The organism is Streptomyces sp. NPDC053426 (genome assembly GCF_055585405.1).
Window position 1 is genome coordinate 212,694 of sequence record NZ_JBVJKE010000007.1, and the last position, 11,754, is coordinate 224,447.

An 11,754-nucleotide genomic window follows, 5' to 3' on the forward strand; every position below is an offset into this window, starting at 1 on the left:
GTCACGTCCCCGCCGTCCGCCCGGAAGGCGGGGACGTGACGACAGGCCCAAGCCAGTCAGTACCCAGCGTGCCGCGTGCCATGGGTGCCGGGTGGATCGCGCTGTCCACACGTGGGGCGGCCCGTGTCAGCCGTCCGCGCGGGTGGTGCGGTCGCGGTACACGCGGTGCGCGGCGGCGCCGAACGCGCCCGCGATCAGCAGCCCGCCGGCGGCCAGCGCGGGCACGGAGTCGGTGAAGGCACCGCCCGCGCCGGCGTGGACGCCCTGGTGCGCGGGGGCGGTGGGGCAAGGGGTGCCTTTCGACTCGGTGGGCTTGGGCTCGGGGGTCTTGGAGGCGGGGACCCTGGACGCGGTGGGCCTGGACTTCAGGGCCTTCGGATCGGCGGGCTCCGGGTCGGCGGGGTCGCTTTCCTGAGGAGCGGGAATCTCCGTCCCGGTGCCGGGTCCGGCGTCGGCATCGGGCCCGGCGTCGGTGCCGGTGCCGAGCTCGGCACCGGATCCGGCACCGGTGTCAGCGTCGGTGCCGGGCCCTGCGTCGAGTCCGGCACCGAACTCGGCGTCCGATCCGGCGTCGGTGCCGAACTCGGCATCGGATCCGGCACCGGTACCGAACTCGGCGTCGGCACCGAGCTCGGCTTCCGGCTCGGCCTCGAGCTCGTCCAGCGCCGTGCTCTTCGGTACGGCCGCCTCGGGCCCGGCGGGTTCGAGGGCGGCGTCCGGTTCCCACGCGTGCCCCTCCGGCCGCGGGCAGGGCGAGGGGGAGGCGGTGCCCCAGGAGGCCCCGTCGTCCGGAACGGTGCCCGCCGACGCGGCCGGTGCGAGCGCCGCGAGGGCGGCACCGGTGGCGGCGGCGAGGGACAGGGCACGGGCGGTGCGGCGCATGGTGCGGGCTCCTTCGAGCGACGGCGGGGGCACGGCGTTCGGTCACGCCCCACAGCCATCACAGCCCCGTCGCCGCCGCGCCGCTCGCCGCCGGACACCATTGGCGGGACCGGGCGCACCCGAGCGGGTGAAGGGCCCGCGCTACTCCTCCCCGTCCCGCATGACCTGTTCCCGTACCCGGCCGCAGCAGCGGCTGATCAGGCGGGAGACGTGCATCTGCGAGATGCCCAGCTCCTCGGCGATGCTGCTCTGCGTCATGTCGCCGAAGAACCTCATGTAGAGGATGGCCCGCTCCCGCTCGGGCAGCGCGGCCAGCCGTTCCTTGACGGCCTCGCGGTCGACCACGGTGTCCAGCGCCGGGTCGGGCGCGCCGAGTGCGTCGCCGAGCGAGTAGCCGTCGTCGCTGCCGGGCAGCTCGGCGTCCAGGGACAGCGCGGAGAAGCTCTCCAGCGCCTCCTGTCCGGTACGGACGTCCTCCTCGCTCAGATCGGTGTGCTCGGCGATCTCGGCCACGGTCGGCCGGCGGCCGGAGGTGGTCTGGGACAGGTCCTGGGAGGCGTGCCGGACGCGGTTGCGCAGGTCCTGGACCCGGCGCGGTACGTGCAGGGTCCACATGTGGTCGCGGAAGTGCCGTTTGATCTCGCCGGTGACGGTCGGCACGGCGTAGCTCTCGAAGGCGTTGCCCAGCTCGGGGTCGTACCGGTCGACGGCCTTGACCAGGCCGAGCGCGGCGACCTGGCGCAGGTCGTCGAAGCTCTCGCCGCGGCTGCGGAAGCGTCCGGCGAGGCGGTCGGCCATGGGCAGCCAGGCCTCGACGATCTCGTCACGGAGCACGTCCCGCTCCGGCCCCGGGGGCAGTGCGGCGAGCCTGTGGAAGGCGGCCGCGGTGTCGGGGGCGTCGTCGTGCGGGTGTTTCGCGGTCGCTCGGGTCGGCATGGTGCGTCGCAGCTCCCTCGGGGGGCCAGGTCCCGTCGTCGCCTTCCCGTCGCCGGCCCGGACGCCGCCGGGCAGGCGGGAAGGCGACTACAGGATCCAGGGGACGGACGGTCACCGTGGTGAGCGCGCCGGCCGGGGACAGGTGCGCCCGAAGCGGCGTGACGCCGCCTCCACGGGCGTGCCTCCTGTCCGAAGCACTGGAGGTGCGCCTGCCCCCGCTTCACCGTCCCAAACTTCCCCACCGGGTTTCGGGCGGGTCGGCCTCGGGCGGTGCGGGCGGGAGCACGAAGTCCTCGTAGCGGCCCAGCATCAGGATCACGCCGAGCATGAGTGGCGGGATGAGCACGGCGAGCACCGCCATGGCCTGTCCTTTCCGGGAGGCACGTGGGGGGCGTGGGGATGCGGGTCTCCCGCCCTCCGGCGGCCAAACCCCGGCCCGTGACGATCCGGCACCCGAACTCCCGTGTCGCCCTCCGCTCCCCGGGTACGCGGTGCGCACCCCGAAGGATCTGGAGGGAGACATGCAGCGAGGCAGCGACCGGCTCAGCGTCCACCGCGACGACGAGATGAAGCACGAACTGCAGGGTCTGCTGCGGTCCGGGCACCCCACCCGCACCGAGGAGTGGCACGACCCGGAGCCGTTCGCCGACGACGACCCCGAGGTCGCGCGCGGTCCGGTGACACCGGGCCGCGGCCCGACGTCACTGGAGTCGGTGCGGCTGGAACTGGCCAGGATCCTGGGCCGCGGGGCGTTCCCCGCGGGTCCGCGCGAGCTGATGCGCGCCCTGGACCGGCGGTACGCGCCCGACGCGCTCATCGAGGCGCTGGAGCGGCTGCCGCGCCAGGCCCGCTACAACAGCGTCCAGGAGCTGGCCGAGGCGCTGACCCGGTCCCGGGAGACGGAGACCGCGTAACCGGCCCGTCCGGGGCGCCGCGGCAGGTCCGCGGTGCCCCGGCGGCCGGGATCGACAGGAAGGGCCCAGGTCATGGCCGAGTTCGTCAAGGACGTGATGACTCCGGGCGTGGTCGCCGTACGCCCGGACGCCTCGATCGTCGAGGCGGCGCAGCTGATGCGCACCCAGAACATCGGCGACGTGGTGGTGGCGGACGGGCAGCGGGTCGTCGGCGTGCTCACCGACCGCGACATCACGGTCCGCGCGATCGCCCGGGGCGCGGATCCGCTCGGGACGAGCGCGGGGTCGGTGTGCACGCCGGACCCGCTGACGCTCGCCCCGGACGATCCGGTGTCCTCGGCCGTCGCCCTGATGCGGGAGCACGCGATACGCCGGATCCCGGTGGTCGAGGGCGGTCTGCCGGTCGGCCTGGTGAGTCTCGGCGATCTGGCCGAGGCGCGGGAGCCCGGCTCGGCGCTGGCCGACATCAGCCGTGCGGAACCGGACGGCAAGAGCTGAACGAGCGGAACGAAGGGACGTAGTGCCATCATGCGAATCGCATTCCTGACCGCGCCCGAGGGCGTCGAGCAGGTGGAGCTGACCGAGCCGTGGCAGGCGGCCGTGGACGCCGGTCACGAAGCCGTGCTCGTGTCGACGAGGCCGGGGAAGATCCAGGCGTTCAACCATCTCGACAAGGCGGACACCTTCCCCGTGCAGGAGGTCGTCGGCGAGACGTCGGCGGACTCCTTCGGCGGGCTGGTGCTGCCGGGCGGGGTGGCCAATCCGGACTTCCTGCGCATGGACGACAAGGCCGTCGCGTTCGTGCGGGACTTCTTCGAACAGGGCCGGCCGGTCGCCGCGATCTGCCACGCCCCCTGGACCCTCGTCGAGGCCGACGTCGTCCGGGGCCGGGTGCTGACCAGCTGGCCCAGCCTGCGGACCGACCTGCGCAACGCCGGCGCCACCTGGGTCGACGAGCAGGCGAAGGTCTGCGACCACGGGCCGAACAAACTGGTCACCAGCCGCAAGCCGGACGATCTGAAGGCCTTCTGCGAGACGTACCTCGAGGTGTTCGGGGCCGAAGAGGCCTCGTAAGGGGCCGAGGAGGCCTCGTAAGGCCCGGGGCCCGGGATCAGGTGCCCGGAGTCGTGGGTGTCGTGGTGTCCGCGGCGCCCCGCTCCCGGGCACCTTCGCGTGTGCGGCCCGCGGCCACCGGGCGGCGCGGATTGCGGCGCAGGTACTCGCCCTCCAGTTGCGCCATCCGCTCGTTGTGGACGCGCAGCGCGTCGTTGGAGCCGTACAGCAGTGTGTCGTGGCGCGTGCGGTGGATGGTCTCCAGCTCCTTCATGAGCTGCTGGTCGTCCAGGCGGTCCGGCTCGACTCCGGTCATCGTGGTGCCCCGCTCGTCGTGTGTGTCCATGCGGTCCGGGTACCCGCCCGACCGGTACAAGCACTACCCCGAACGGCAACCGGGAGGGAGCCATGGAACTCGCTTTCCTGCATCCACTCTACGAACGTCCCGGCCCCTGGGCCTCCGTCTACGTCGACACCTCCCGGCACACGGAGCACACCCCTCAGGAACGGCGGCTGACCGCCCAGGCGATGGCCCAGGAGCTGGCCGACCAGGGCGCGGACGAGGCGACCTGCCAGGCGGTGCGCCGTGCGCTGGAGGAGCTGCGGCACTCCACCGAACCGCACGGCCGCGCGCTGTTCGCCCGGGACGGCGAGGTGGTGCTCGACCCGCCGCTGGCCCGGTCCCCGCAGCGCGACTGGGCCCAGTGGGCGCCGCTGCCCCGGGTCGCGCCGCTGCTGGAGCTGGCCGGCGAGGACCCGGTGTGCATCGTCGCGTACGTCGACCGCAGGGGCGCGGACTTCGAACTGCGCAGCGCGCTCGGCCGGGACGACGCCGGCGGTGTCACCGGGCGGCAGTGGCCGCTGCACCGGACCGGTTCCGTCGACTGGTCGGAGCGCCACTTCCAGCTGCGGGTGGAGAACACCTGGGAGCACAACGCCGCGGAGATCGCCGACGCGCTCGCCGTCTGCCACGAGGAGACCGGCGCCGATCTGCTGATCCTGGTCGGTGACGACCGGGAGCGGCGCGCCGTGCGCGAACGGCTGCCGCAGCGGCTGCACGACCTGGTGGTCGAGGCGTCGCGCGGGGCCGGCAGCAGGCTGCTCGACGAGGACGTGGAGCGGATCCGCGCGGAGCACGTCGGCGACCGGGCCGCGGCGGAGCTGGAGCGGTTCCTCGCCGCCCGCAGTCCCGACGACGAGGGCCGCGCGGCTGCCGTGGAGGGCGTGCCGGCGCTGGTCGAGGCCGCGCGCGAGCACCGGATCGACGAACTGCTGATCCGGCCGGACTCGGCCGACGCGCACCGTGAGGTGTGGATCGGTGAGGATCCGGACCAGCTCGCGGTGCGGCGTACGGACCTGAAGGTGCTCGGTGAGCAGAACTCCTGGTCGGCGCGGGCGGACGACGCGCTGATCCGGTCGGCGGTCGCCACGGACGCGCCCGCGCTGTCGGTGTCCCTGGCACCGGGTGTGCGGGACGACACGCCGGTCGGCGGTCTGGGCGCGCTGCTGCGCTGGAAGTGAGCCCCTCTAGCGCGCTCGTTCCACCCGGCGTTCGTCCCACACCGGTTCGGGAGTCTCCCTGACGCGGCCGTCGCTGCCGAAGACCAGGAAGCGGTCGAAGGAGCGGGCGAACCAGCGGTCGTGGGTGACGGCGAGGACCGTTCCCTCGAAGCCCTCCAGGCCCTCCTGGAGGGCTTCGGCCGATTCCAGGTCGAGGTTGTCGGTCGGCTCGTCGAGGAGCAGGGCCGTGACGCCCTGGAGTTCCAGGAGCAGGATCTGGAAGCGGGCCTGCTGGCCGCCGGAGAGCCGGTCGAAGGTCTGCTCGGCCTGCTGGGTCAGTTCGTAGCGGCGCAGACGTGACATGGCGGCGCCCCGGTCCTGGGAGTGTTCGGTCCACAGGATGTCCAGGAGGGTGCGGCCCAGCAGTTCGGGGTGGGCGTGGGTCTGCGCGAAGTGTCCGGGCAGCACGCGCGCGCCGAGTCTCCAGTTCCCGGTGTGGGCCACGCCGTCGCCGGCGAGCAGGCGCAGGAAGTGCGACTTGCCGGAGCCGTTGGAGCCGAGCACGGCGACCCGTTCGCCGTAGAAGACCTCCAGGTCGAAGGGTTTCATCAGACCGGTGAGTTCGAGCCCCTCGCAGGTGACGGCGCGCACACCGGTACGGCCGCCCTTGAGGCGCATCCTGATGTCCTGCTCGCGCGGGGGCTCCGGCGGGGGTCCGGCCTCCTCGAACTTGCGCAGCCTGGTCTGGGCGGCACGGTAGCGGGACGCCATGTCCGGGCTGTTCTCGGCGGCCTGGCGCAGCGTCAGGACCAGCTTCTTGAGCTGGGCGTGCTTCTCGTCCCAGCGGCGGCGCAACTCCTCGAAGCGGGCGAAGCGTTCCCGCCGGGCCTGGTGGAAGGTGGCGAAGCCGCCGCCGTGCACCCATGCGTCGGCACCCGCGGGGCCCGGTTCCAGGGAGACGATCTTCTGGGCGGCGCGGGCGAGGAGTTCGCGGTCGTGGGAGACGAAGAGGACGGTCTTGCGGGTCTCGGCGAGCCGTTCCTCCAGCCAGCGCTTGCCGGGTACGTCGAGGTAGTTGTCCGGCTCGTCGAGCAGCAGCACCTCGTCGGTGCCGCGCAGGAGCGCCTCCAGGACCAGGCGCTTCTGTTCGCCCCCGGAGAGGGTGCGGACCTCGCGCCACTGCGCCTTCTCGTACGGCACGCCCAGCGCGGCCGTGGTGCAGATGTCCCACAGCGTCTCGGCCTCGTACCCGCGCGCCTCGGCCCAGTCGGCGAGGGCCTGCGCGTACGCCAGCTGGGCGGCCTCGTCGTCGACCGTCATGATCGCGTGTTCGGCGGCGTCGACGGCGCGGGCGGCCTCGCGGATCCTGGGCTGCGCCACGGACACCAGCAGGTCCCGTACGGTCGTGGCGTCCCGTACGGAGCCGACGAACTGGCGCATGACGCCGAGGCCGCCGGTGACGGTGACGGAGCCGCCGTGCGGCTTCAGCTCGCCGGAGAGGAGGCGCAGCAGGGTGGTCTTGCCCGCGCCGTTGGGTCCGACGAGGGCCACGACGGCCCCCTCCCCCACCCGGAAGGAGACATCGCCCAGCAGCGCCCTCCCGTCGGGGAGGTAGTACTCGAGGTGCGCGGCTTCCAGATGACCCATGGTGGGGATTGTGCGGGGTCGTCGGCGCAGGTGGCAAACGGGTTTCGACCGGAACGACGTCCAGAATGTGAAACTCGGGTCTCATCATGCGGCTGTCGGGCGTAGCGTGAGGGCCCTCCTACGAGAGTGGAAGGGGTGGGTTCGTCATGCCGGAAGCGCGGGAGACCGCCGTCTACACGCACGGCCACCACGAGTCGGTGCTGCGGTCGCACACCTGGCGGACCGCCGAGAACTCGGCGGCGTATCTCCTCGGGGTGCTCGAGCCCCACATGCGGATCCTGGACATCGGGTGCGGGCCCGGCACCATCACCGCGGATCTGGCGGGGCTCGTTCCCGACGGGCACGTCACCGGTCTCGACCGGGAGCCGGGGATCCTGGAGCAGGCCCGCGCGGTGGCCGGCGAACGGGGGCTGACGAACACCGACTTCGCGGTGGGGGACGTGCACGCGCTGGACTTCCCGGACGACACGTTCTGCGTGGTCCACGCCCATCAGGTGCTCCAGCACGTGGGTGATCCGGTGGGGGCGCTGCGCGAGATGCGGCGGGTGACCAGGCCGGGCGGGTTCGTCGCCGTCCGGGACTCGGACTACGCGGCGATGACCTGGTATCCCCTGTCGGCGGGCATGGACGACTGGCTGGACCTCTACCGGCGGGTGGCCCGGGCCAACGGCGGCGAGCCGGACGCCGGGCGGCGGCTGAAGTCCTGGGCGCTCGCCGCGGGCTTCACGGACGTCACCGCGACCTCCGGCACCTGGACCTTCTCGACCGCCGGGGAGCGGGCGTGGTGGAGCGGCCTGTGGGCGGACCGCACCGTGGCGTCGGCGTATGCCGAGCGGGCGGTCGACGGCGGCCACGCCACCCGGCAGCGGTTGCGGGAAGTGGCCGGGGCGTGGCGGGAATGGGGCGCCCGGGACGACGGCTGGTTCAGTGTGCTGCACGGCGAAATTCTCTGCCGCAAGGAAGTCTGAACCGCGTTTTCCGGGACATCAGGATGTCAGGAGGTTGACATTATGGTTCCCATTCTTCTGGTCCTGCTGCTGGCGCTGATCCTTTTCGGCGCCGGATTCGCGGTAAAGGTTCTCTGGTGGATTGCCCTGGCGGTCCTGATCGTGTGGCTCCTGGGATTCTTCATGCGCAGTACGTCGGCGGGCGGGGGCAGGGGCCGCTGGTACCGGTGGTGAGATGACGGAAAAGCCCCTGGGACCCGGTCCCAGGGGCTTTTCCGTGGCTCATTCCCGGGGAAGCAGCGGTCCGAGCGGCCCGAGGTCCAGATTCAGGTCCTCGGGCCGCAGTCCGTAGCGGTTCCGCAGTTCCGCCATGCGGTCCTCGAGCAGCATCAGGGTGAGCCCGACCCGCTCCTCCTGCTCCTCGGTCAGGTCGCCCTCGTCGAACCGGCGCACCGCCTGCCGCTCCATGAGCTGGCGCAGCAGTTCCACGACGGTGAGCACCAGTTTGATCAGGTCGCGTTCGACCGTGTCCGGCTCCAGGTCCAGGCTCCTGCGCCGGCTGCCGTGCGGCTCGACGTGCCGGTCGTCGGGGGCGGCCGTCACAGCGACTCCTCGAAGGGGGACGGGACCCGCGCGTTCACCGAGCTGATGAGCGCGTTGAGGTCGATACGGACCAGGTCGACGTCCGCGATGCGCAGCGTGATGTCCCCCTTGATGACGACCCCGCCGGCCAGGAGCCGGTCGAGCAGGTCCACCAGGGCTATCTCGCGGCGTTCGACGACGGTCACGGGCCCTCCTCCTCGGCGATTTCCTCACCGGCGAACGAATAGGCCGCCCAGGGCCCGGTGAGTTCTACACGTATTCCGGGCGCACCGTCCTTCGTACGCTCCACCTTTTCCACGAATTCCTCGGAATGCACACGGGGGACGAGGTAGGCGGCATTGAGCACATTGCGCCCGGAGGCACCGGAGAGCGTGGGGTTCTGCGGGGCGTGCAGCCGGGAGTCCTCGGCGGCCCCGGAAAGGGTCTCGTGCAGCCGGGTCGCGAACGTCTCGGCGCGCTGCCACAGGTCGTCCTGTGATTTCGTCCGCTCCCGCCGCTGCCGCAGATAGTCCCGGCCGGACACCGGTTTCGGCGCGGGCGCGGGCGCGGCGGGAGCGTCCGGTGCCCGGTCCGACTCGACGTAGACCTTGACGCCCCACTCGACCCGGCCCTCCAGCCGGTCCAGGGTGCGCAGGAAGCTCTCCTCGCGCGCTTCCATCATGGTCCGTACGCCGCTGTCGTCGCGGAACACGGTGCCGAGCCGCAGCGGCAGCGGGGTCGTGACGGTGGTGAGCGCGTCGATCACGCCCTGGTGGGCGCGGGCGACCGCGGTCAGCCAGTCGAGGTCCTCCAGATGCGCGCGCAGCGGTTCCTCCGCGAAGTCCGCCTCGGGCACATGGCTGACGACGGCCACCAGGCCGTGGTGGGTCAGCAGCCGGGGCGGATCGCCCCCGACTCCGGTCAGCTGTGACTGGAGCGGTGTGCCGTAGGGGCGGCAGACCGCGTAGACGTACCGCAGTCCGGTCACGGTCCCTCCTCCTGCACGCGGCGGGGCTCCAGTCCCAGTTCCTCCAGCCGGGCCAGCCGTTCGCGCAGCTCCGCGTTCTCCCTGGCCAGTTCGTCGCGCCGGGCGCGCGAGGAGAGCGCCGGGTCGGACTCCCACCAGTCGATCCCCATCTCCTTCGCCTTGTCGACGGAGGCGACGACGAGGCGCAGCTTGATGGTGAGGAGTTCGATGTCCAGCAGGTTGATGCGGATGTCACCCGCGATCACGACGCCCTTGTCGAGCACCCTCTCCAGGATGTCGGCGAGATTGGCGCCGCTGCCCTGGCCGTACGGCTCGGGAAGCCGGCTGGGGGTCGTCATCGGCGGCTCCGGCTCTCGGGCTGCTCGTCCTCGATCTCAGCCTCGTCCTCGTCGTCGTACGTGTACTCGTCCTCCGGGTACTCGTCCTCCTCGTCCTCCTCGGCCGCCTCCGGTTCCTCTTCCCCTTCTTCCTCTTCCTCCTCGTCCTCGGACTCCGGCTCGTACTCCTCCTCGGGCTCGTCCTCGTACTCGCCCTCGGGTTCCTCTTCGCGGTCGTCGGCGGGGGTCTCGTCCTCCTCCTCGGCGAGGGCGTCCTCGTGGCTGCGGACCACCTCGCCGTCGCGGATCTCGCCCCGCCAGCTGTCCTCGGCCTCGCCCTTGATGGTGATGAAGCGGGCGAAGTTCTTCAGGTCGAGCCGGGCTCGGCGGCCCTGGGCGCGCCAGATGTTGCCCGTCTTCTCGAAGAAGCCCGTCGGGTAGTACTCGATGACCAGCAGCACGCGGGTGAGGTTGTCGTCGAGCCGGTGGAAGGAGACGACACCCTTCGTCGTGCCCTTGGCGCCCTCCGAGGACCAGGCGATGCGGTCGTCGGGGACCTGTTCGGTGGTCTTCGCCTTCCAGCTGCGGTTCGACCACCAGATCTTCGCCTGCCAGTCCGACGTGGTGTCGTCGGCCTTGTTGGCGCTCTTGACACCCTTGGCGAAGGTGCTGAAGTCCTGGAACTGGGTCCACTGGTCGTACGCCGTGCGCAGCGGGACCCCGACATCGATCTGCTCCATGATGACGGTGGGCTTCTGGCCGGCCGAGCCCTTGCGCTTGCCCTTGCCGCCGCCCAGGCCCTTGAGCGCGCCCATCACGTTGTCCTTGGCCCGTGAGGCGCCGAGTTCGACGGCGCTGCGCAGCGGGCTCTTGCCCTCGGCGATCTTGCGGCCGCCGTCGAGGGCGAGCTTGGCGAAGCCCGGACTGTTGCCCTCGGCGATGTCGTTGAGCTTGTTCGTGGTCTCGCCGAGCTTGTGGCCGAGGCCGGTCAGCAGCCGGGTGGCCTGGGCCGCGAGGTAGTCCTGCAGTTCGGCCTTGAGCCGGTCGGCGGCCTCGCTGTGGGCCACGTCGGCGAGCGGGTTCTTCGCCGCCCCGTCCGCGCTGTCACGCGCGGCGGAGCCGGCCCGCCCGAGGGTCTCGGTCATCGCTCACCGCCTCCCTTCGCCGTGCGGGAGCGGGCGCCGCGGGCCGCGGCCGCGGTCTTCTTGGCGGCCGTCCTCTTCGCCGGAGCCGTCTTCTTCGCCGCCTTCTTCGCGGGGGCGGCCTTCTTCGCCGGGGCCTTCTTGGCCTGTGCCTTCTTGGCCGGCCGCTCGGGGGCCGGCTCGTCCGGCGGCTCCCGGTCCTCCGCGTCCTCGACGTCCTCGGCGTCCTCGGCGTGTTCCGCGTCGGCGTCGTCCCGCGGACCGGCGCCCGTCAGCCGGTCCCGCATGTCGGCGGTACGGCCGTGCAGCCGGTCGGCGAGGGAGTCGAGCTGCCTCTCGACCAGCGCGCCGGAGGCCGCCTTGCCGACGCCCCGCAGATCACCGCGCAGCTGGTCGCCGATCTCCTTGAACTGCGGATTGTCCCGTAGCTGCTGGGACACCAGGTCCGCGACCATGCGCGGACCGAGGTTCAGCTTCTTGCCCGCCACCAGGCCGCCGACGGCGACCGCCATCTTCAGTTTCTTCGTCCGTCCGAGGAGGTATCCGGCCCCGATCGCGAGGCCCAGTCCCATTCGGTTCATCGTGGTGCCGTCCCGTCCCCTGTACCCGCGCCGGTGCGCGTTGCGGTCTCCAACCGGTCGAGGAGTTCGTCCTCCTGCCGGTCGAACTCCTCCTCGGTGATCTCTCCGGCCTCCAACTGCTCCTCGAGGCGTGCCAGCTCGGCCCGTATCGTGGCGGGGTCGTAGTAGATGCGCTCCGCTTCCCTGAGCACCTGCTGGACGACCCAGCCGCTGCCGCGCACCGGGGCGAACGGCAGCAGCAGCACCTCCGAGATCAGGCCCATGT

Annotated in this window: 18 protein-coding genes; 6 read left to right on the forward strand and 12 right to left on the reverse strand. The window is 72.0% G+C overall.

Annotated elements, in window-relative coordinates:
- Nucleotides 1-126 precede the first annotated feature (126 nt).
- From ACZ62B_RS16620 to ACZ62B_RS16630, 3 genes are all read right to left on the reverse strand, one after another.
- Nucleotides 127-882: a hypothetical protein gene (locus ACZ62B_RS16620; RefSeq protein WP_468728171.1), complete on the reverse strand. Its 756-nt coding sequence runs from the start codon at nucleotides 880-882 to the stop codon at nucleotides 127-129.
- A gap of 141 nt (nucleotides 883-1,023) precedes the next feature.
- Entirely contained in the window at nucleotides 1,024-1,818 is a 795-nt protein-coding gene (locus tag ACZ62B_RS16625) for an RNA polymerase sigma factor SigF (RefSeq protein WP_344558239.1), read from the reverse strand.
- A 220-nt stretch (nucleotides 1,819-2,038) separates the two neighbouring features.
- Nucleotides 2,039-2,179 (reverse strand): hypothetical protein, encoded by a 141-nt coding sequence (locus ACZ62B_RS16630; protein WP_344558237.1) that lies wholly within the window; start codon nucleotides 2,177-2,179, stop codon nucleotides 2,039-2,041.
- Between the two features lie 160 nt (nucleotides 2,180-2,339).
- Between ACZ62B_RS16630 and ACZ62B_RS16635 the strand changes: the two genes are divergently transcribed.
- The 3 genes from ACZ62B_RS16635 (at nucleotide 2,340) to ACZ62B_RS16645 (ending at nucleotide 3,806) form a co-directional block, all read left to right on the forward strand.
- A complete protein-coding gene (locus ACZ62B_RS16635; RefSeq protein WP_085575465.1) occupies nucleotides 2,340-2,732 on the forward strand; it encodes a DUF2795 domain-containing protein in 393 nt (130 codons plus the stop codon).
- Nucleotides 2,733-2,804: 72 nt separating this feature from the next.
- Nucleotides 2,805-3,230, forward strand: a complete 426-nt coding sequence (locus tag ACZ62B_RS16640; protein ID WP_468728181.1) for a CBS domain-containing protein — start codon at nucleotides 2,805-2,807, stop codon at nucleotides 3,228-3,230.
- A gap of 30 nt (nucleotides 3,231-3,260) precedes the next feature.
- Nucleotides 3,261-3,806 (forward strand): type 1 glutamine amidotransferase domain-containing protein, encoded by a 546-nt coding sequence (locus tag ACZ62B_RS16645; RefSeq protein WP_469690841.1) that lies wholly within the window; start codon nucleotides 3,261-3,263, stop codon nucleotides 3,804-3,806.
- A 37-nt stretch (nucleotides 3,807-3,843) separates the two neighbouring features.
- Here the strand turns inward: ACZ62B_RS16645 and ACZ62B_RS16650 are convergent, their stop codons facing one another.
- A complete protein-coding gene (locus ACZ62B_RS16650) occupies nucleotides 3,844-4,131 on the reverse strand; it encodes a DUF6158 family protein (RefSeq protein WP_344558225.1) in 288 nt (95 codons plus the stop codon).
- A 62-nt stretch (nucleotides 4,132-4,193) separates the two neighbouring features.
- On the opposite strand from ACZ62B_RS16650, the gene ACZ62B_RS16655 reads away from it, so the two are divergent.
- Nucleotides 4,194-5,306 (forward strand): baeRF2 domain-containing protein, encoded by a 1,113-nt coding sequence (locus tag ACZ62B_RS16655; protein WP_344558223.1) that lies wholly within the window; start codon nucleotides 4,194-4,196, stop codon nucleotides 5,304-5,306.
- A gap of 6 nt (nucleotides 5,307-5,312) precedes the next feature.
- Here ACZ62B_RS16655 and ACZ62B_RS16660 read toward each other — a convergent pair whose 3' ends face one another.
- The gene (locus ACZ62B_RS16660) at nucleotides 5,313-6,932 is read right to left on the reverse strand and encodes an ABC-F family ATP-binding cassette domain-containing protein (RefSeq protein ID WP_344558221.1); all 1,620 of its coding nucleotides are present in this window, start codon (nucleotides 6,930-6,932) and stop codon (nucleotides 5,313-5,315) included.
- A 146-nt stretch (nucleotides 6,933-7,078) separates the two neighbouring features.
- On the opposite strand from ACZ62B_RS16660, the gene ACZ62B_RS16665 reads away from it, so the two are divergent.
- Nucleotides 7,079-7,900, forward strand: a complete 822-nt coding sequence (locus ACZ62B_RS16665) for a class I SAM-dependent methyltransferase (RefSeq protein ID WP_468728189.1) — start codon at nucleotides 7,079-7,081, stop codon at nucleotides 7,898-7,900.
- Nucleotides 7,901-7,942: 42 nt separating this feature from the next.
- Complete coding sequence (locus ACZ62B_RS16670; RefSeq protein ID WP_073931265.1) at nucleotides 7,943-8,113, forward strand: hydrophobic protein; 171 nt, start codon at nucleotides 7,943-7,945, stop codon at nucleotides 8,111-8,113.
- A 48-nt stretch (nucleotides 8,114-8,161) separates the two neighbouring features.
- Here ACZ62B_RS16670 and ACZ62B_RS16675 read toward each other — a convergent pair whose 3' ends face one another.
- The 7 genes from ACZ62B_RS16675 to ACZ62B_RS16705 are packed head-to-tail and all read right to left on the reverse strand — an operon-like array spanning nucleotide 8,162 to nucleotide 11,752.
- Nucleotides 8,162-8,482 (reverse strand): gas vesicle protein K, encoded by a 321-nt coding sequence (locus tag ACZ62B_RS16675; RefSeq protein ID WP_469690845.1) that lies wholly within the window; start codon nucleotides 8,480-8,482, stop codon nucleotides 8,162-8,164.
- On the reverse strand, nucleotides 8,479-8,667 hold the full coding sequence (locus ACZ62B_RS16680; protein WP_073931264.1) for a gas vesicle protein: 189 nt from the start codon (nucleotides 8,665-8,667) through the stop codon (nucleotides 8,479-8,481). The genes ACZ62B_RS16675 and ACZ62B_RS16680 overlap by 4 nt, the downstream gene beginning before the upstream one ends.
- A complete protein-coding gene (locus ACZ62B_RS16685) occupies nucleotides 8,664-9,449 on the reverse strand; it encodes a GvpL/GvpF family gas vesicle protein (RefSeq protein ID WP_344558215.1) in 786 nt (261 codons plus the stop codon). Before ACZ62B_RS16685 ends, ACZ62B_RS16680 begins: the two co-directional genes overlap by 4 nt.
- Nucleotides 9,446-9,787, reverse strand: a complete 342-nt coding sequence (locus tag ACZ62B_RS16690) for a gas vesicle protein (protein ID WP_344558213.1) — start codon at nucleotides 9,785-9,787, stop codon at nucleotides 9,446-9,448. Before ACZ62B_RS16690 ends, ACZ62B_RS16685 begins: the two co-directional genes overlap by 4 nt.
- On the reverse strand, nucleotides 9,784-10,911 hold the full coding sequence (locus ACZ62B_RS16695) for an SRPBCC family protein (RefSeq protein ID WP_344558211.1): 1,128 nt from the start codon (nucleotides 10,909-10,911) through the stop codon (nucleotides 9,784-9,786). The genes ACZ62B_RS16690 and ACZ62B_RS16695 overlap by 4 nt, the downstream gene beginning before the upstream one ends.
- Nucleotides 10,908-11,489, reverse strand: coding sequence for a DNA primase (locus ACZ62B_RS16700; protein ID WP_469690848.1), 582 nt, complete (start codon nucleotides 11,487-11,489; stop codon nucleotides 10,908-10,910). Before ACZ62B_RS16700 ends, ACZ62B_RS16695 begins: the two co-directional genes overlap by 4 nt.
- Entirely contained in the window at nucleotides 11,486-11,752 is a 267-nt protein-coding gene (locus ACZ62B_RS16705; RefSeq protein WP_344558207.1) for a gas vesicle protein GvpG, read from the reverse strand. The genes ACZ62B_RS16700 and ACZ62B_RS16705 overlap by 4 nt, the downstream gene beginning before the upstream one ends.
- Nucleotides 11,753-11,754: the final 2 nt, after the last annotated feature.